This window comes from Wenzhouxiangella sp. YN1 (assembly GCF_056324145.1).
Window position 1 is genome coordinate 1 of record NZ_JBJNIO010000123.1, and the last position, 19,578, is coordinate 19,578.

A 19,578-nucleotide genomic window follows, 5' to 3' on the forward strand; every position below is an offset into this window, starting at 1 on the left:
GGCTTTGAAAAGGGGTAGTGTTTCACCCATGGCGTGTTCTCTTTCTGTCGTGGGATTAGTGCCTTAACACTCTGATTATACGACAGAAATTGACACGCCATACCTCTTTCTAGCCCGCATTGAAGAATAAGGGGGGTTTAATTAAAGAGTGTTCTACTGGCACTGCTATTATTGGCATAATTGTCATCACACTGCTTGCTACCGGATTAGCGTTGACAGGTATTGGCCTGTTGCTTGCTAAAGTATTGATCTTGAAAGTGCTTTATGCCTTGTTTATTAGCTGGGTCGTTTCGGAAACCGCTGACTCATTTCTTTCGACTTGTCGCCAGAGTTGATGGGGTTGTATGCGTTTTCTATATATAGGATTTGTTGCGGTTGGCGGGCTTGCTAGTGGTGTGTTCATGTCGGAATGGCTGTCCGGAGAACCGGTTGATTTCTCTGAGTTTGTCTTTAGCCTGATCTTTCTGATTGCGGGCTTTATTGGCTTGGATTGGATCCAGAAAGAGAGAGGTTATCATTTTCGATTTACGTTGGGATTTATTTGCGTGGCGATCGCAATTCTTTCCGGTGTTGCTGACTTTTACCATTCGACGGTCAATTCGTCTCCGGTTACTGACATAGTTATCCCCTTTGTTATTTTTATTTTTGGATGCGTATTGATGATCAGCTCGTTGAGGGCGAGCTCTTCAAATCAAATTGGCCACGACGGGGACTGAGTCAAGTTCGATAAGCTCATCAAGAATAGGAGTTTTTGGTTCTGCGTTACTTTGGTTGAGTGCGGTAGATTGTTATTTTCCGCCACCGAATATGTGGCGGTCAGAGGTGGGCTTGAATGCCAAGTGTGTTGACAACCACGGATTAGGATATGAGTGACAAGAGTCCGATTTTATGGTCATGCCAGACGGAAGAGGGCAGGCTTCCACTGGCATGGTGTGTGGTTATGGCGCTTGCAGTAGCTGCTCCCATGGCCTACTGGGTCTCTGAGCTTGATATTGGTACTGCCTTGATGTTGTCTGCTGTGCTTTGCTTTATTGCCTGGCTCAACATCAATGTTCGCAGAAAACGGTCCTACACGCTCTACGAAGACCGTCTGGTTGTCGAGGAGCTATCTCCGGGGATTGGTGAGCCTCGAAAGACTTATCCTGTTAAAGAGATCAAGGGCAAACCCGTGCGAGTAAGCGGTGGGGCCTTGTTGGGAATTCATACGGTCAAGATTGGGCATGGGCATGGGCGTGGTGCGATCAGGCTTGAGCTGTTCCAGCGTGATCAGGCTGTACAGCTTGCCGATGCGCTGAAATCTGTCTTAGCTGATTATTCATCGTCGAGGCCCTTGGAGAGTGGCGATAGATAGGTGTTTAGTGGCGGGTGGGCCGCTGCATTTATAGGGCCTGACGGCTTGTAGTGTCTTCTTGGCGGTCGCGTGTAAGCGCCGGCGCTGGTCTGGTCATCTTTTGGTAAACGCTGGGCCAGGTCGGGCTGGAAACGTCATCTGCATTGAAACAAGGCATCAAGTTGTGCGCTTTTGATGAAGCATACACGCAAAGGAAGATAGCCGGAAACCATCGCTCCAGCCTGCTCGAACCAGGGGTTGTTATCGGACACGCAAGGTTAGCCCGGCCCAAGGTCTCGTTGCCCGGCAGTGAATGTGGGGTAGTTCGCAGGCTGCCGGCCGCGCCTCCTCTAATAGCCTCGGAGAGGGCGATCCGGAGTTGACAGCATTCGGGCTCTAAAAGGGCAGCTTATGAATACAAAAAAGCCCATGGAAATCATGGGCTTCTCGCGGCCTGACGGCCTGGATTCGGTGGTGGGCGATGCTGGGATCGAACCAGCGACCCCTGCCGTGTGAAGGCAGTGCTCTCCCGCTGAGCTAATCGCCCCCCGAAGCTGTGTATTCTAGGGTGCTTTGGTGCTTGCGGCAAGCCGGATTGCGACCGCCGCCGGCTTGCGCTTGCGCCTGATCGTGGCGGCTCTCCGGCGATCTGGTGGGCTTCGGTGGCTCCGCCGCGTCTCGCGTTCTCTTTTTTTGTGCAATTCGATGGCAGATCTGCCGGATATCTGACGTTAACTGTGATTGAGTTCAATGATTCTTTACCCCCTCAGGGAGAGTTCCGTGTCCAAATATCAGTCGACGACAAAATATGAATTCCGGCAGAACATTCAACCGAAGATCGCGCCGCTAACTGCGGCGGTCAGCGGAGCTCTGGCCGCGGGCTCGCTGCAGGCGGCGACGATCACGGTCGACAGTCTCAACGACGGCCATAATTCGGGAGAGTGCACGCTGCGCTCGGCGCTGTATTCGGCGACGACCAACAACGTCTGGGGTAATTGCACCGCCGGTGACACCGGTACCGACACCATCAACTTCGCATCAGGGCTGAGCGGCACCATCACGCTCGGAACGAGCGGGACGCACTACGACGGCTCGACCCTGCCGATCGGTGAGTCGGTCACCATCGACGGCGACAACAACATCACCATCCAGGGCTCGGGGAACGCTCCGGTCTTCTACGCCAAGTACGACGGCAGCGCCAACTATACCCATACCGTGCAGCTTGCCCAGGTCACGATCACCGGCGGCGGCGGTAATCGCGGCGGCGGCGTGCTGTCCCGTGCCTATTCTCTTCAGCTTTCCGATGTCACCATCAGCGGAAATATGGTGGACGAGGCCGGCGGCGGCGTCTGGCACGAGCCCTACTACGGCGAGGGTGAACTGCTGATGCTTGGCTCAGAAATCTCGGGCAACTCGGTGGTCGGGGCCGGCGGCTACGCCGGTGGTATCGGCATGTACGCGCCCGGTGGTGCCAATGTCCAGATTTCCGGCGCCAATTTCTACGCCAATACCGTACTCAACGGCGGCGGCGGCGGCCTGCATCTGGATATTGCCGACTATGCCCAGGTCGATATCAAGTACAGCACGTTCGAAAACAACCAGGCCAAGTACGGCGACGGCGGCGGCATCCAGGCGAAGCTGGGCTATGCGGTGCTCGGCCTGCAGGACAGTACCTTCACCAACAACAAGGCCTATTACTCCGGCGGCGGGCTGTCTCTGATTGAAGACAACGCCTCCTTACAGCAGGCCGAGATCACTCTCGACGGCAACGAGTTCAACGACAACAAGGCCGGCGACACAGGCGGTGGCGCATCGCTGAGCATTCATCATGGCGACGATGGAACGCTCGACAACCCGGTCAAGTTTCTGGATGTGACCGGCGACAACGTTTTCTTGAACAACCAGGCGGAAAACGGCGGGGGCGGCGCCCATCTGTTTTTGGAGGACACGGTTGTGGCCACTATCGACGGTGCCCGTATTAACGGAAACCAGAGCGCAACGGGCGGCGGTGGCGGCCTGATGGCAGTGGTCCAGGCCTCCGAGATCAGCATCGGCAACAGCGAGTTTTGGGGCAACCAGACCGACGGCGGTGAGGGTGGCGCGGTGAATGTTGCCGTTACCAACGGTGCTTTCTACGGTTCCAACCTCTACGTTGCGGAGAACTCCAATACCAGCGGCGCGGCAGGCGCCTTTCAGGTGACCGCCAACGCCTCCGATTTCGGTCTCGAGTATTCTGGGTTCTTTGACAACTCGGCGACTACCTGCGGCGGTGGCCTGCGCCTGACCGGCAGCCCCAACCAGGCCAGCGTCGGGCACTCCACTTTTTACTACAACTCCGCCAGTTGTGGCGGCGGCATGAGCATGTTCTCGCCGTCTTCGAGCGCCATCATGGTAGAGGTGAAATACTCGGAGTTCAGCCGGAATCAGGCCACTTCGGCCAGCTCGGTCACGGGCGGCGGCGCCATCTTCGCGGAGTTCTCTTCCAGCAGCTCCATGTTCCTGAAAAACTCGACCATCTCGGGCAACGAATCGGCCGGCGTGGCCGGCGGAGTGCGTCTCAAGGGCGACATGAACGCCGACCTCAAGTACTCGACGATTGCCAATAACTACACCTATGACCAGGGCGGCGGCGTCTATAACACCAGCACGAGCTGCAGCATCAACAACTCGATCCTCGCCGGCAACACGAACCAGACCGGGCTCTATCAGGACCTGAAGGGCAGCCAGGACTGCGATGTCTCCAACACCCTGCTGGCCGGTGCCAAGTACTCGGACTTCAGCGACGGCGGCGGCAACATCCTCGACACCGCCCCCAAACTGGGCCCGCTTGCCGACAACGGCGGCAATGCCGGCTACACGCATGCCCTGATGGCCGACAGCCCGGCCATCGATGCCGGCAGCGCTGGTAGTGGCGCGCCCAACAACGACCAGCGCGGGCCGGGCTTTCCGCGGGTGATCGGCCCGGCCATCGACATGGGTGCCTACGAGTTCTCGGCGACGCCCGGAGCGATCTTCCAGGATCGTTTCGAGCAGCCCTGAGTCTGGCCCTGCCTGCCGCCTTGTCGACTTCGGCGGGGCGGCTGTTTTTGTTCATCAACCACCGACAAGCCCTTGCCAAGGAGATCGATGGAATGCGCCTGAAGCTGACCGTGATTATGCTTGTCGCCATCTCCCTGGCGGCCTGCTCTTCGCACGATGATTCGCAGGCGCCGCCGCCGACCGATAGCGCCTCGCTCGAGGCAGAGCAGGCGGCCCCGGAGAAAGGCGAGGAAAGCGCCAACGTGCCGCCCGGGGAGCTCTCGCGCGATGAGCTGCGCGCCCTGGCGCGCAACCCGGAAGCCATGCAGGAAATCATGGCCGATCCCGAGCGCCGCCAGGCGATGCGCGAGCGGTTGAAAAAGCGGCGCCAGGAAGAGCGGCGCGATGATGACTCTGCCGACCGCCGCGCCGCCATGCGCAAGCGAGCCGAGCGCTATCGCCGCTCCCGCTCGTCTTCAGAGGGTGCGTCCGGACGGGAAGAGAGCGATGGCGTGTTGCGGGGGCGTGAGCGATTTGCGCGCTGGTGGGAAGATGACGATCTTGCGCGCGAGATCGGCCTGTCCGAGCGGCAGCTTGCCAACATCGATGCCGCTTATGAACAGCTTCTCAGCGCCGCACGCCGGTCGCGACAGGCTTTGGTCGATGCCAAATCGGCCGCGACCGATGCCCTGAAAGCAGGGGATCACGAGCGCCTGGGTGAGCTGGCCGAGGCACGCTTCGAGGCGCTCCAGGCGCGTGCCCGCGCCGAGACAGAATGGGTGCAGCAGCTGCTCGACATCCTTGAGGGTGAACAGATGCGCAAGCTGGTCGAACAAAAGCCGGAGCTGGTTGGCCGGCTGCTTGCACCACTGCGCTGACGGCCTTCGAGCCGAGCGTTGATCCGGCGCCCAGGCACTCGGCCTGCTGTGGTCAGGTCCGGGCGAGGTTCAGCGCCGGTTCCGACAGCTCGCCAAGCTGCTCGCGCAGCTGTCCGATGACGTTTTCCCAATGACGATCGTCGCCGAACCAGGGGAAGGCTGCGGGAAAGGCCGGGTCATCCCAGCGCCGCGCCAGCCAGGCCTGATAATAGATCATCCTTAGCGTGCGCAGGGCCTCGATCAGGTGCAGCTCACGCGGGTCGAAATCATGAAAGCGGCGATACTCCTCGATCAGCCAGCCGAGCTGCAGCTCGCGTTCTTCACGGCTTCCGGAGATCAGCATCCACAGATCCTGGATCGCCGGGCCGGTGAGACAGTCGTCAAGGTCGACGAAATGCGCCTGCTCGTCGCGCCAGAGAATGTTGCCGGGGTGGCAGTCGCCGTGCAGCCGGATGCCGCGATAGTCGCCGGCCCGCTCGAAGGCGGCGTCGATACCATCGAGCAGGTGGGCGGCCAGGCTGGAAAAGGCAGTCTCCAGGTGCGGGGGAAGCCATTGCCGCTCGAGCAGCCAGTCGACGGGTTCGCGGCCGCGCTCGGCAATGGTGAGCTCGCCGCGCTGCGCGAACTGTCCGGCAGCAGCGACTGCATGCATGCGCCCGAGCGTGCGGCCCAGTATGCGCAGCGTGGGCTCGTGCGCCGGCTCGGGCGCGTGGCCGCCGCGCCGGGGAAAGATCGCCAGGCGGAAGCCGACATGCTGATGCAGCGTGCACGCATGAAGGCGCAACGGGGCGACCACTGACAGTCCTGCGGCGCTCAGTTCGTGAGCAAAATGATGCTCTTCCAGGATGGCCTGATCGCTCCAGCGGCCGGGGCGGTAGAACTTGACGACCACCGGATCGGCGTCTTCTAGCCCTACTTGCCAGACCCGGTTCTCGAAGCTGTTGAGCGCCAGAAGCTGCCCGTTGACGTGCAGTCCCAGCGCCTCGACAGCGTCAAGCACCACTTCGGGGCCAAGGTCTTCATAGGGTCTGGATGCCTTGTCTGCACCACTCATGACTTGTTTATCCTGACTGGGGTGGCGGGCGTGATTGCCGGCGTGTCATATTATGCAGCCGTGCGACCACAAAGGCTGAACCGTGCCGTTTACGCTCGATCCTGAACGGAGGATTGTGTCATGAAAATGCGATCGACTCTCTGGCTGTCTTTCGCCTTGTTGATGACGGTAGCTTTTGCCGCGGCGCAAGCCGATGAGGAGCCCGTGGAGCAGGCGGCAGAAGAGGCAGAAGGTGAAGAGCAACAGCGCAAGAGCAGGCGACAGCGCCTGATGGAGCTGTCCTGTCGGGATGAACAGGGTCGCCCGGAGAGCTGGCTGGATGCCAGCCATTCCTATATCAACCAGCGACTGTGCGAGCCGGCGGCCTGGTTCGACGGCTTTTTTGGTGACCCACGCACGCTGGAGGAAAATCCGGTGGGCAGCTTTATCCGGCTGCGCAATGCCGGACGCTGGGACGAGAGTGAGGGTTGGAAATATCGGGCCGGCGTGCGCGCCAACCTGATTCTGCCGCGCCTGTCCGAGCGCGTGCGCCTGCTGGTGGCGCGCGATGAGGAGCTCGAGGGCGATTACCCTGATACGGGCGCCTTCGACGACCCGGAAAACCGCACCCGGTTGGGCCTGCGCTACATTGCCAGCGCGCGCGCTCGCAGTCGACTGGACGTCGACGGAACTGTGCGCGTCAGCCGCGGAGCGCTCAATCCCCGGATTCGCGGTCGTTACCGCTACGTGCGCGGCCTGACCGACCGCACCCTGGGTCGATTCACGCAGTCGGCTTTCTGGGAGCGTGAACAGGGAATGGGCTTGACCAGCCGGGTGGACTGGGAGTGGCTGCCCAATCGCGATCGGCTGTTGCGCTGGAGTGCCCGCGGAACCTGGTCGGAAAAGTCCGATGGCATTGACTGGCGAAGCGGTCTGGTGTCGTATCGACAGCTCAGCAGACGCAGCGCACTACGCTCGGAGGTGGGCGCCTGGGGATTTACCGAACCGAGCTTCGAGGTTGAAGAGTATTTCGTGGCGGTGCGCTATCGGCGGCAGTTTCTGCGCCACTGGCTCTACTACGAGATCGAGCCCGAACACGCCTGGCCCAAGGACTTCGATACCGGCGAGCGCCGGCGCGACTGGCGCCTTACCTTCACTCTCGAGATTCAGTTCGAGAACCGGCGCTCCCGTCGGCATCGTCTGGAGCACTATCTCGATGACGACGCCGACACACGGGAATGGGAAGACGAACCGATTCCCGTGGATGCCCCCGGAGATCGCGTCGAAGACCCGGTGCTGGAGGGTGTGGACGACGTGGAAGGCCAGGAAAAGCAGGGCAAAAAGGACGAAGACGAGGAAGATGGAGAGCCCCTTGATGAAGGGGAGGCTGCGCCCCGGGCGAGCGAGGAGAGTCAGGCTGGTGGGTATGCCCGGGGCGCAGGGTGAAAGCTAGAGCTGCCAGATCAGGCTCGCGCCGGCGTTGAAACCCGGCTGGGTATAACGCGCCAGTCCCGGGTCGTCTGCCGGACGGTTGCGCACCGTCGACCAAGACCAGATCTTGCGGTCGGTGAGGTTGAACAGTCCGAGATTCAGCCGCGTCGTCTCATTGAATTCCCATGATGCGAGCAGGTCCAGGGTTGTGTAGCCCGGCGCTTGAAAATCCTCCGCGCTGGCGACGTCGTCTTTCGCGGCCACGGCGGTCAGTACCAGCTCGACGTCGAGCGGCAGCTGGTTGGGCAGCCAGCGCAGCCCGAGCACGCCGGTTGGCGGTTCGATGCTGTTGAGAGGAACATCACCGGAGCGGTTTTCGCCGTCCGACCAGGCCGCAGCGCCGCGTAGCTGCCACGCGGTCAGCGCGGGGGCAATTCGGGCCAGGTTGAAGGTGGCCGCGGCTTCGATGCCCTGGATGCGCACTTCGTTCAGGTTCTGCGACTGGAATATCAGCAGGCCGGTGTCCGGGTCGGTTCCCACGTTGACCAGGTTTTCAATGAAGTTGTCGTAGTCGTTGCGGTAGGCCGATATGCTCAGACGCCCCCAGTCGCCCTGACTGCGCAGGCCCAGCTCCCAGCCCCGGGATTTTTCCGGTTTCAGGTCCGGGTTGGGAATGGCGGTATAGCCGAACTGCAGGTTGGTGAAACCGACGTTGACGTCGTTGTAAGGTGGTGAACGAAAGCCGCGCGCATACTGCGCGAACACGTCGATCTGGTCGTTGACCGTGTAGATTGCGCCGACTCGCGGGGTGAAACTGGTCTCGTCGATTGCGGCCGGCTCGAACTCGGGATTGTCTTCGACAAAAATCGAATCGAGCTTCGGATCGAGGTCATAGTAATCGACGCGCGCACTGGGAATGAGCTTGAAGTGATCGCCCATGGCAATGCGATCCTCCGCGTACAGCCCGGCTTCGAGCGTTGTGCTCTTGGGAAAATCGCGTACCGGAAATTCGTCCGGTCCGACGGTCGGGCTCTTGGTGCCGTCGCTCAGGTCGCGCTCGAAACCGGTGCGCAATTGCTCGGTCCGCGTCTGGTAGAGCTCGAACCCACCGACCAGATCATGGTTCAGCCCAGCGGTATTGAAGTCCCAACGAGCGGTGGCTTCCGTGCCCAGAATCTTCTGCTCGAACTCTGCACGGCGGAAGCGATGGACAGCTGCGCGCTCGCCGTAGACAAGGGTGGTGCGATCCTCGAAGGTGTCCTGCTCGGTCAGCGCACTCTGGTAGTAGGCCTTCCAGGAAAGGCGCTCAGCCCAGCCAGGATTGCGGCCCTGATAGTCGACGCTGATACGGCGACGGCGGCTGCGGTCGTCGCCGCGCAACGAGGTGGTCTTCACGACATATGGAAAGCCATAGGTATCCGAATAGTCTTCGCTGCCAAGGCGGTCAAGCACCCTGGTTTTGCTGTCGACTTCATTGTGCTCCAGCGATAGTCGCCACTGCTGGTCGGAGCCCTCATCGAGAAGCACCTTGGCCAGCACATTGCGGCCATCGTATTGATGCGGGTTTGGCCGGGTGCGCTCCGGTCCGGTGCCACCGATTTTGCCCTGGTTGTCGACTTCATGACCGCTGCGCTCAACCCACTGAAGCGAACCGGACAGGCGCTTTCCGCGACCAGCCAGCGTGCCCGAGCCAATCCAGCCCTCGTCAGCCGAGTAGTAGCCGGCTCGCGTTCGCACGGTTGCGTTGCCGCTTGAATGGGCCAGCCAGTCAGCGGGGTCCTTGGTGGTCAGCGCAACAACGCCGGCCAGGGCGCTGGAGCCAAACAGGCTGGAGGCCGGGCCGCGCACGACTTCAACTTGCTTGAGCGAGTCGGTATCGACGAAGTTTCGTGATGCGTTGGAGAATTCACCAATGGCGAACCCGTCGGGCACGCGCACGCCATCGACCGCCACCTGAACGCGGTTGCCGCCCAGCCCGCGAATGTTGAAGCCCGCCAGCCCGAAACGCTGCCCCTGAAAGGGCACGGTCACGCCCGGGATGTAGCGCATCATGTCGCGGATGGATTCGGTGAGCGTTCGCTCGATGTCGCGGTCGTTGATGACGGTGACGGGTGCGGCAATTTCGGTAATGGGGCGTTCGCTTTTGGATGCGGTGACAGTCACGCGGTCCAGATCGACGGAATCGATTTCGGCTGCAGCCGACAGGCTGGCTGAAAGCAGCCCGCAGGCAGCCAGCCGGCGAATGAGGCAGGTCATGGTGAGCTCCTGTTTGATTCATTCGGGTTGGCTCGCCGCGGGCGCGGCTGGCTGGCCCAGTGGTTTGGTTTATTTGGTCAAGATCAATTTGCCGTTGCGCGTAATGCGGAGCACATAGATGCCGCCGTCGTGCTCGAGCCGCACCTGCCGACCTGGCCCCAGCAGTCTCTGTACCGGGATGACGGGCGCATCGGCGGTGGCCGGCCGTGAAGCGGGTGCTGTGGGCTTGCGCTCACGCATCTGCAAATCATAACGATTCTCATTTAGAAACGCAAGCTCCGTGACGACAAAATTGGCCGGATCCCCTCGGTGGCGGTGGCCGGGCTGCCGTTGTGCGGCAAATCATGATCTGTCTGGCATGAATGATGTATTTGATATACTTCAAGCGGCTTGATACTCAGCCGATGCAGCCCAACCATCAGTAAAGACACTTGATTAGCAAAGGCACGAACACCATGACGCTCGATCCCGCTGTGCGCGAAAAAATCGAATCGCAAGTCGCTTCCCATCGCGTAGTGCTTTACATGAAAGGCACCCCGAAGATGCCGCAGTGCGGCTTTTCCGCCAAAACCGCCGGCATTCTTGATCAGTTGCTGGAAGGTGACTACGCGAGCTACAACGTGCTCGAAGACGACACCATCCGCGAAGGTATCAAGGTCTTCGGCGACTGGCCCACGATTCCCCAGCTGTATGTCGAGGGCGAGCTGGTCGGTGGCAACGACATCATCGGCGAGATGTTCAACACCGGCGAGCTGCACGAGATGTTCGGCATGGAAAAGCCCGACCGCACACCGCCGGAAATCACCATCACCGACAAGGCCGCCGACAAGATTCGGGAGTTTCTCGAAGCCTATCCGGGCAATCACCTGCACTTTGCCATCGATGGCAGCTGGGAAGCCCAGTTTCAGGTGGGGCCGAAGGAAGGTACGGAGATCGCGAGCGAATCCAACGGCATCACCGTGCTGATGGACCTGGCCAGCGCCCAGCGCGCCCGTGGAGCGACTGTCGACTGGCTGGAAACGGTGCAGGGTGAAGGCCTCAAGCTGGATCTGCCGGGCGCGCCGGCACCGGTGAAGCAGATGGCACCGGCCGAGCTGCAGCAGCGCATCAACTCGGGTGAGCGCCTGCTCGTCATCGACACTCGCAGCGAATCCGACCGCGCCGAAAAGCCACTGGACTTTGCCCGCGCGCTGGACGCTGACCTGATGGCCGAGCTCAAGGATGGTGACCCGAATCAGCCGCTGGTGTTCGTATGCAACGTAGGCCAGGCATCGCAGCAGTACGCCGAGCATTATCGCAAGCAGGGGTATACGCAGGTCTACAACTTGGAAGGCGGCGCTGAAGCTTTGACTTCGTGAGCCGCCGCGGGCGCGTGCGATTCGGACTGCTGGCCGTCGTGCTGCTGCTGAGCGGCTGTGGCAGTGATGTGCCGGATTCGTCGCAAGCGCCCGCGGGCGAGGCTGCCGGCCTTGAGCCGATGGTCGAGTCCTGGCATGGCGATCTGGACGGCATGGTCGAACGCCGCCAGATCCGCGTGCTCGTGCCTTTCAGCAAGACCTTCTATTTTCTCGACTCCGAAGGGCATCAGCGCGGCCTGTCGTTCGATTTCATGGAAGCGTTCGAAAACTGGCTCAACGAGCAGCGCCACGCCGGCCTGCTGCGTACGCGGGTGGTCTATATTCCGGTCACCCGCGATCGCCTGATTCCCTGGCTGATCGAAGGTCGCGGTGACGTGATCGCGGCCAACCTCACGGTCACCGAGCGCCGTCGAGAGCAGGTGGGTTTCACCACGCCGATCCGGCGTTCGGTCAATGAGGTGCTGGTATCGGGCCCCGATGCAGTGCCGCTCCACTCGCTCGAGGCTCTGGCCGGCAGAACCGTGTTCGTGCGCGAAAACAGCAGCTATTTTGACAGCCTGCAAGCGCTGAATGAGTCGCTGGAGTCGCGTGATCTGCGGGCGGTGGAGCTGGAACTCGCCCCCGGCCACTTCGAAACCGGCGACGTGCTCGAAATGGTAAACAGCGGCGTGGTCGACTACGCGGTCTCCGATGACTACCTGGCCAGGTTCTGGTCGCAGGTGCTGCCCGATATCCACGTGCACGACGACCTGATTCTGCGTGACGGCGGCGCCATTGCCTTTGCCGTGCGCCCTGAAAGTCGAAAGCTGAAACAGCGCCTTGATGAATTCCTCGACGACAACCGTGCCGGCACGCTGTTTGGCAACCTGACTTTCAAGCGCTATCTGGAAAATACCAGCTGGGTGCTTGATGAGCAGCGCGACCGCGCCATGCGCCGCTTTCGGGAAATGAGCGATCTGTTCCGCCAGTACGGGCAGGAGTACGAGCTCGACTGGCTGATGCTCGTCGCCCAGGGCTACCAGGAGTCGCAACTGGATCAGTCGGCTCGATCCGCAGCTGGTGCAATCGGCGTCATGCAGCTTCTGCCGTCGACCGCGGCCGATCTGGGTGTCGCCGACATCACCGAACTGGAAAACAACATTCACGCCGGTGCGCAGTATCTGCGCTGGATGATCGATCGCTATTACGCCGGCGAGGCGATGGATGCCGATAATCGGCTGCTGTTCGCACTGGCCTCCTACAATGCCGGCCCCAGACGGGTACGCGAACTACGCCGCCACGCTGCGGCCGCCGGGCTTGATCGCAACGTATGGTTCGACAATGTCGAACACATGGCGGCACGGGAAATCGGCCGCGAAACGGTCGACTATGTCTCCAACATCTTCAAGTACCACATCGCGTTCCGACTGATAGCAAAAAACAGCGCCAGCGAGTTGCTGCGCGAGGACAGCTGAGCTGCCGCGTCGCGAGTCCAGGCAGGCTCAGCTGAACTCGGCCACCGCCGGCGCGTGGTCGCTCGGGCGTTCGTTGCGGCGCGGCTCGATGTCGACGTAGCTGGCGGTGCAAGCGTCCTTGAGGGCGTCGGAACAGAGCACGAGGTCGATCCTCAGGCCCATGCCGCGGCGGAAGGCGGCGGCGCGGTAGTCCCACCAGGAGAAGGTCGCTTCGGGTTGCTCGAACAGCCGAAAGCTGTCGTGCAGGCCCAGGTCGAGCATGCGCTGCAGGGCTTCGCGCTCCGGCGTGGAGCACAGGATCTTTTCGTGCCAGGCTTCGGGGTCGTGTACGTCGCGATCATCCGGGGCGATGTTGAAGTCGCCCATGACGACGAGCTTGTCGTGGCGCGTCAGCTCGTCGGCAATCCAGCGCTGCACGGCTTCGAGCCAGCGCATCTTGTAGTCGAACTTTTCCGAACCCACGGCCTGGCCGTTGACGACGTAGAGGTTGATCACGCGCACGTCGCCGATGGTGGCGGCTATCACGCGTTTCTGCTCGTCGAGAAAGTCCGGGATTTCGGTGACGACATCCAGCGGCTGCTCGCGCGCGATCATGGCCACGCCGTTGTAGGTCGGCTGGCCGGCGAAGGCGACCTGATAGCCGGCCTCCTCGATGGCTTCGATCGGGAACTTGTCGTCGGTCAGTTTGGTTTCCTGCAGGCCCAGCACGTCCGGGCGCTGGTGTTCCATCCAGTCGAGCACCTGCGGCAGGCGCACCTTGAGGGAGTTGACGTTCCAGCTGGCAATCTTCATGGCAAAGGAGTGTACCTGATCGGTTGCTGGCAATCAGGCTTCCGTACGGCCGGCGTTCAGGCGGCTTATCACTTCGGGGATGTCCTTGGCGGGCCCGGCGTGGCTGAACAGGAAGCCCTGCCCATGGCGGCAGCCGATGGCCTGCAGTCGCCGGCGCTGGCCTTCGGTTTCGACGCCTTCGGCCAGAGTACGAAAGCCCAGCGCCTGACCCAGGGCGACTATTGCCTGGCAGACGGCCGCATCGCGCGGATTGTCGGCCAGTGTTCGGGTGAAGCTCTGGTCGATCTTGAGGGTGTCGAAGGGCAGTTCCTTGAGATAGGCCAGAGAGGAATAGCCGGTGCCGAAATCATCCATGGCCAGCTCCAGATCGAGTTGCTTGAGCTTGTTCAGCAAGGCTGCGGCGGAGTCCCCGGTGCCCATGATGAAGCTTTCGGTCAGCTCCAGTTCGAGGTGGTTGGCGGGCAGCCCGGAAGATGCCAGGCACCGCTCGATGCGGGCCCGGAGATCACTGCGCTGAACCTGAATGCCGGATACGTTGACCGAGATGCGGCCAAAGTCGATGCCATCATCCAGCCAGAGTCGGGCCTGCTGACAGGCGGTCTCGAGCACGAGCGCGCCAAGTTCCACGATCAGGCCGGTGTCCTCGGCAATTGGAATAAAGCGTTCGGGATAGAGCAGGCCAAGCTCGGGGTGCTGCCAACGCACCAGCGCCTCGAGGCCGACCACGCGGCCGGAGTGCAGCGCGACCTGGGGCTGGTAATGCACACTGAGCTCGCGCTGTTCGATGGCCTGGCGCAGCTGCGCGGCCAGCAGCACGCGATCGCGGGCATATTGGCCGAGGTCACCGCTGTGTTGACGCACCAGATTGCCGCCTTCGCCCTGGGCCTGATACGACGCCGCATCGCTTTGCTGCAGCAGGGTTTCCGGGTCGCAGTCAGTACAACTGCTCGAGGCCACGCCGACACTGGCGGTGGCAAACAGCATGCGGCCGTTGATGGGAATGGGGCGGGCCAGGGCCTGCCGAATGGATTCAGCCAGCCTCTCTGCGGCGTCGCTGTTGGCAAGCAGCACAGCAAACTCATCGGCACCGATGCGCGCAACGAGATGCTGTGGTGCCAGCAGGGTCTGCAGCCGGCGCGCCGCCTCCTGCAAGACCTGATCACCGGCTGCGAGCCCGAGGCTCTCGTTGATGTGCTTGAAGCCGTCCAGGTCGATGTGCAGCACGTGTACTGACTGCCGCTGCCCCAGACTTTCGAGGGCGGACTTGAGTCGTGCCAGAAACATGACCCGATTGGGCAGCTCGGTCAGCAGGTCGTGGTAGTAGAGCCGCTCGATCTGTTGTTTCGAGCTGTGCAAGTCGCTGAGGTCGGTAATGACAGCCACGTAGTGGGTCAGCGCGCCCTGCTCATCGTGTACCGCGTTGATCCGGGTCAGCTGCGGGTAAAGGCTGCCGTCCTTGCGCCGGTTCCACAGCTCCCCCTGCCAGCGACCCTGGGCATTCAATGACTGCCACAGGCGGCGATAATATGATTTGTCCTGTCGCCCGGATTGCAGCAGCCGTGGGTTCCGGTTGAGGACTTCTGCCTCAGTGTATCCGGTGATTTGGGTGAACGCCGGGTTGACGCCGACGATGCGGCGCTCGCGGTCGGCAATGATGATTCCCTCGCCCGTGCTCTCGAAAACCGTGGCCGACAGGCGCAGGCGCTGGATTCCTTCCCGGCGGCGCGTGATGTCGCGAGCGATGACAAGGATACCGGCGATGCCCTCATGCTGGATCGGCACCGACGAGACTTCAACATGGATGGTATGCCCGTCGGCGTGACGCATATCGATTTCGACCGGGGGTGCGCCATTGCCGGAGTCATGCATTTGCGAGATACGCAATCTCGCCAGGTCGCGGAAGTCCGGGTGAATGTAGTTCAGTACCGAACGGCCGGGCAGGGCCTCCTCGTCGTCCAGGCCCAGCAACCGCGCGGTCTGCCGGTTGGCGTAACGAAAAGTCAGGTCGCTGTGGATGAAAATGGCGTCCGGCGCGGCGGCGATGACGCGCTGGAAGTTCAGTTCACTTTGTTCGAGCGCACGCAGGGTCGCCAGGTACTCGCTGGCGTCGTGAACGATGGAATACAACAGTTTGCGTCCGTCGTGCCGGATCAAGCCGCTTTGAACGTGAACGTCGTGAATCTGGCCGTTGGCGTCGCGATGCCGGAACAGGAAGGCGTTGCGTTGCTTGCGGCGAGCACTGTCCATGAGCTCTGCCACTTCGGTTGCATCGAGCACGTTGATGTCGGAAATCCGCATGCTGCGAAGGGTTTGGCGAGACCAGCCGTAGAATTCGACCGCTGCCGGATTGGCGTCGACAATCTGGCCGTCGTCGGGATCGATCAACAGCATGACCGAGTAGTTGTTTTCGAATACGCTGCCGACCGCCTGGGTCATCTCTGCGTTCCTTTCAAAGCGCTGCTCGTTCGTCCGCGGGCCGGCGGTGAAAAGCGTGCGGCGTCATCGCTGTGCATCCAAGGCGGTCACGGCCATTCGACGGCAGTCGTTGATTGCCTGTTCCAGTCGGGCGGCCATGTCTGCTGATCGGGCGTTCTGGTCGCGCGCCACCGTGATGGGCTCACCCCAGTGGACCAACACCCGGGCAAAGGGCAGGGGCAGCTCGGTCTGATCCCAGGAGCGGTGCAGGGTGATGCCGCGGCTGCAGGCCATGGCGCAGGGGAAGACCGGCAGACCGGTGATGCGGGCCAGCTCCAGGATGCCCGGCTTGGCCTTGTGGACGGGGCCGCGCGGGCCGTCAACCGCGATCACCGGCGAGTAGCCCTCGCGCGCCAGCCGCATGAGGCCGCGAAGCGCTTTTGAGCCGCCGCGGCTTGATGACCCGCGAGAGGTGGCAAAGCCGAACTTTCGCAGCACGTAATTCATCAGCTCGCCGTCCTTGCTCCAGGACGCCATGGCGGCCAGGTGGTAGTAGCGTGAAAAACATACCATGCCCAGCTCGTCGCCGTGCCAGATGGCGACGATGAACGGCTGACCGGATTCGATGTGTTGCAGCAAAGACGGCGGCTCGCATCGCTGCAGTCGCCAGGTGGCGCTCCAGCTGCGATAGACGCTGTAGATCAGGCGGGGGAGAATATGGCGGCGAAACATGGTGCCGCGAATGATACCCCGCTGGCGCGCCCCGGGGGGGCGCGCCAGCGAGTGCCGAACCGATTATTCTTGCTGGTCGTCGGCTTCAGCTTCTGATTCGGACTCGGAGTCCGACTCAAAGTCGCCGGCGACCGCATAGCTCAGCCGCTCGGGTGCAATATGCTTGCGCACGGCTTGTGTGACGTCTTCGGCGGTCAGCTCGGCAACAGCCTGCTCGAACTCGGCCCGATGGTACATATCGCGCCCGAGATAGAGGTTGCTGTTGAGCATGGACATCAGCTGCCCGTCGTTGCTGCGGCCAAGCTCGAGCTGCTGCAGATAGCCGCGCCGGCCCTGGGCGACTTCCTCGTCGCCAAAGCCTTCGTCAACGGCCCGATCGAGTTCTTCAAAGAGCACCTCAACCAGGCGTTCGCGGTTTTCCGGCGCATACATGGCAAAAACCACAAACGTGCCGCGCTCGTCGAGGCTGGCGGCCTGGATCTGTCCGCCCACGCCATAGCTCAGGCCTTCGGTATCGCGGATGCGATCGGCCAGTCGCGAGCTCAGAAAGCCGCCGCCGAGCAGATGACCCGCCAGCGACAGGGCCGGATAGTCCGGGTGCTCGTCGCTCAGCGGCAGCGGCTGCGCACCGACCAGGCCGGCATTGGCCTTGTCGTCGAGTTGCGCTGTCAGCGCCGCCTGTTCGGGTTCGTAGTAAGGCCGCTCGTAGCGTTCGAAGGCAATTTCAGGCTCCCAGTCGGCAAACAGGGACTCCAGCTGTGTGCGCAGCTCATCGGGATCAAAATCGCCGACAAAGCTGATGGTCGTGCCCGGGCCAAAACCGTAGAAACGCTGGTGGAAGTCGAGCAGTTGCTCGCGTTCGAGCGCCTTGATGCGCGCCTCGGCCTCATCCCAGCTGGGGGTGTATTCCGGGTGCTCGGGCGGCTGATGATTGCCGTGGCGCTGCAGCAGCCGCGAGGCCACCGCCATCGGGTTGTCGCGGGCCTGATCGAGTCCGGTCAGCTGTTGCCGGCGCAGCTCACGGAATTCCGAGTCGTCGAAGGTGGGCTGGCGCAGAATCTCGGCCGTCAGCGTCATCAGCTCGCTGAGCCGGTCCCGCGTGCTTTCCATGCTGGTCGTGATCGTGCTGCCGCCGCTGATCGACAGCGTTGACTGAAGTTCGCTGATGCGATCGCGGATGGCCTGGCGGTCGTGGTTTTCCGACCCGCGCATGAGCATGCTGGCGGTCATGTCGGGGACATTGTCCAGGCCGGTGAGCGTTTCGAGCGTGCCGGTGCGCATGGTGATCCGGCCCTGAACGCGATTGCCGCGGGTTTGCTTGGGCAGCAGCGCGACCTTTGCACCATTGGGCAGCTCGAAGCGCACCAGTCGGGCTTCGATGTTCTCGGCCGTGGGGTTGAACGACTCGCCCTCGCTGCGGGCTTCTCCGCCGGTGTAGTCAGCCAGCAGCTTCGCGGTATCGGGTGCTTCCGGAATTTCGGCACGCTGTGGCTCGCTCTCGGGAATGAACTGGCCAACGGTGCGGTTGTCGCGAACGAGATAGGTGTCAGCCACGCGTACCACATCGTCGACCGTGACCTCATCGAGCCGATCCCGATTGAGGAACATCAGCCGCCAGTCACCTGCAGCCGCCCATTCGCTCAGCTCGATGCCGACGCGATTGGAGTCGTTGAGCGTGACTTCGATGTTGCGTTTGAGCGCATTGATTGCGCGCTCGACTTCTTCCTGCGTCGGCGGGTTGTCTTCAAGCGCATCGATGGTCTCGAGCAGCGTTGCGCGCGCGGCTTCCAGGTCGTCGTCCTTGTCGACCTGAGCGAAGGCCAGCAGCAGCGCGGGCTCGCCCAGCGACAGCGAAAACGCGCCGACCTGGCTGGCCAGCTCTTCGGTCACCAGCGCCTGATGCAGACGGCCCGAGGGTGCCTCGCCGAGCACGTGCGAGAGCACCTGGATGGCGGCAAAATCTTCATGTGCGGCAGCGGGAACGTGCCAAGCCGACATGACCGACTGGAACTGGCCGGAGCGGCGTACGTTGACGCTGCGCTCGCCATCCTGGGTCGGCTCGCGGGTGTAGGTGGGCCACAGTTTCATGTCGCCGCTTCGCTCGGGTGCCGGAATGGCGCCGAACTGAGCGTCAATCAACTCGAGCGCACGTTCGGGCTCGAAGTTGCCCGACAGGATGATCATGGCGTTGTCGGGCTGATAATAGCGACGGTAGAAGTCCTGCAGGCGCTCGACCGGCACGTTCTCGATGTCCGAGCGTGCGCCGATGGTCGAGCGACCGTAGCCGTGCCACAGATAGGCGGTGGCCATCACGCGCTGCATCAGCACGCGAAACGGGCTGGTTTCGCCTATCTCGAACTCATTGCGCACTACCGTCATTTCCGATTCAAGATCTTCGCCGGAGATCAGTGAATTGACCATGCGGTCGGCTTCCATGCGGATGGCCCACTCCAGGTTTTCCTCGCCGGCCGGCAGGGTCTGGAAGTAGTTGGTGCGCTCGTACCAGGTGGTGCCGTTGGCCGAGCCGCCGCGCTCGGAGATCTCGGCCTTGATGTCGTGATGATCGGGAGTACCGTAGAACAGCATGTGCTCGAGCAGGTGCGCCATGCCGGTCTCGCCGTAGCTTTCGTGCTTTGAGCCGACGAAGTAGGTGACGTTGATGGTCGAGGTCGGTCGACTTCGGTCGGGCATCAACAGAACTTTCATGCCGTTGTCGAGGCGATACTCGGTAATGCCTTCGACGCGGGTGATTTGATCGAGCCCGTCGGGCTGGGCTGAGGCCAGCACCGGCAGGAGCATCAACACGGCGACAAGCCATCGCCGCGCGCCACACGCAGGTCGTTTCATACGTCTATCTCCATGAAATCATGTTGGGGAAGGA

The 19,578-nt window shown here is 61.8% G+C and carries 14 protein-coding genes and 1 tRNA gene; 7 read left to right on the forward strand and 8 right to left on the reverse strand.

What is annotated here, in order from left to right:
* Positions 1-344 precede the first annotated feature (344 nt).
* The gene (locus tag ACEWQZ_RS04215; RefSeq protein ID WP_476481816.1) at positions 345-716 is read left to right on the forward strand and encodes a hypothetical protein; all 372 of its coding nucleotides are present in this window, start codon (positions 345-347) and stop codon (positions 714-716) included.
* A 149-nt stretch (positions 717-865) separates the two neighbouring features.
* Positions 866-1,351 (forward strand): hypothetical protein, encoded by a 486-nt coding sequence (locus ACEWQZ_RS04220; protein ID WP_476481817.1) that lies wholly within the window; start codon positions 866-868, stop codon positions 1,349-1,351.
* 451 nt (positions 1,352-1,802) lie between these two features.
* On the opposite strand, the gene ACEWQZ_RS04225 is transcribed toward ACEWQZ_RS04220, so the two are convergent.
* Positions 1,803-1,877, reverse strand: a tRNA-Val gene (locus ACEWQZ_RS04225).
* Between the two features lie 233 nt (positions 1,878-2,110).
* Between ACEWQZ_RS04225 and ACEWQZ_RS04230 the strand changes: the two genes are divergently transcribed.
* Positions 2,111-4,369, forward strand: coding sequence for a choice-of-anchor Q domain-containing protein (locus ACEWQZ_RS04230; protein ID WP_476481818.1), 2,259 nt, complete (start codon positions 2,111-2,113; stop codon positions 4,367-4,369).
* A 92-nt stretch (positions 4,370-4,461) separates the two neighbouring features.
* On the forward strand, positions 4,462-5,226 hold the full coding sequence (locus ACEWQZ_RS04235; protein ID WP_476481819.1) for a hypothetical protein: 765 nt from the start codon (positions 4,462-4,464) through the stop codon (positions 5,224-5,226).
* Between the two features lie 52 nt (positions 5,227-5,278).
* Here ACEWQZ_RS04235 and ACEWQZ_RS04240 read toward each other — a convergent pair whose 3' ends face one another.
* Entirely contained in the window at positions 5,279-6,280 is a 1,002-nt protein-coding gene (locus ACEWQZ_RS04240) for a serine/threonine protein kinase (protein WP_476481820.1), read from the reverse strand.
* 120 nt (positions 6,281-6,400) lie between these two features.
* Between ACEWQZ_RS04240 and ACEWQZ_RS04245 the strand changes: the two genes are divergently transcribed.
* Positions 6,401-7,705 carry a hypothetical protein gene (locus tag ACEWQZ_RS04245; protein WP_476481821.1) on the forward strand — a complete coding sequence of 435 codons (1,305 nt, stop codon included), beginning with the start codon at positions 6,401-6,403 and terminating at the stop codon, positions 7,703-7,705.
* A 3-nt stretch (positions 7,706-7,708) separates the two neighbouring features.
* Here the strand turns inward: ACEWQZ_RS04245 and ACEWQZ_RS04250 are convergent, their stop codons facing one another.
* Positions 7,709-9,946: a TonB-dependent hemoglobin/transferrin/lactoferrin family receptor gene (locus ACEWQZ_RS04250; RefSeq protein WP_476481822.1), complete on the reverse strand. Its 2,238-nt coding sequence runs from the start codon at positions 9,944-9,946 to the stop codon at positions 7,709-7,711.
* A 69-nt stretch (positions 9,947-10,015) separates the two neighbouring features.
* On the reverse strand, positions 10,016-10,186 hold the full coding sequence (gene hemP / locus ACEWQZ_RS04255; RefSeq protein WP_476481823.1) for a hemin uptake protein HemP: 171 nt from the start codon (positions 10,184-10,186) through the stop codon (positions 10,016-10,018).
* Positions 10,187-10,401: 215 nt separating this feature from the next.
* Between hemP and grxD the strand changes: the two genes are divergently transcribed.
* Together grxD and ACEWQZ_RS04265 are read left to right on the forward strand one after the other, a co-directional pair.
* The gene (grxD, locus tag ACEWQZ_RS04260; protein WP_476481824.1) at positions 10,402-11,304 is read left to right on the forward strand and encodes a Grx4 family monothiol glutaredoxin; all 903 of its coding nucleotides are present in this window, start codon (positions 10,402-10,404) and stop codon (positions 11,302-11,304) included.
* A gap of 14 nt (positions 11,305-11,318) precedes the next feature.
* On the forward strand, positions 11,319-12,758 hold the full coding sequence (locus ACEWQZ_RS04265) for an MltF family protein (RefSeq protein WP_476481825.1): 1,440 nt from the start codon (positions 11,319-11,321) through the stop codon (positions 12,756-12,758).
* A 27-nt stretch (positions 12,759-12,785) separates the two neighbouring features.
* On the opposite strand, the gene xth is transcribed toward ACEWQZ_RS04265, so the two are convergent.
* The 4 genes from xth to ACEWQZ_RS04285 form a co-directional block, all read right to left on the reverse strand.
* Positions 12,786-13,550, reverse strand: a complete 765-nt coding sequence (xth, locus tag ACEWQZ_RS04270) for an exodeoxyribonuclease III (protein WP_476481933.1) — start codon at positions 13,548-13,550, stop codon at positions 12,786-12,788.
* 33 nt (positions 13,551-13,583) lie between these two features.
* A complete protein-coding gene (locus tag ACEWQZ_RS04275) occupies positions 13,584-15,986 on the reverse strand; it encodes a sensor domain-containing protein (RefSeq protein ID WP_476481826.1) in 2,403 nt (800 codons plus the stop codon).
* Between the two features lie 63 nt (positions 15,987-16,049).
* Complete coding sequence (locus tag ACEWQZ_RS04280; protein ID WP_476481827.1) at positions 16,050-16,697, reverse strand: lysophospholipid acyltransferase family protein; 648 nt, start codon at positions 16,695-16,697, stop codon at positions 16,050-16,052.
* Positions 16,698-16,760: 63 nt separating this feature from the next.
* Complete coding sequence (locus ACEWQZ_RS04285) at positions 16,761-19,544, reverse strand: M16 family metallopeptidase (protein ID WP_476481828.1); 2,784 nt, start codon at positions 19,542-19,544, stop codon at positions 16,761-16,763.
* Between the last annotated feature and the right edge of the window lie 34 nt (positions 19,545-19,578).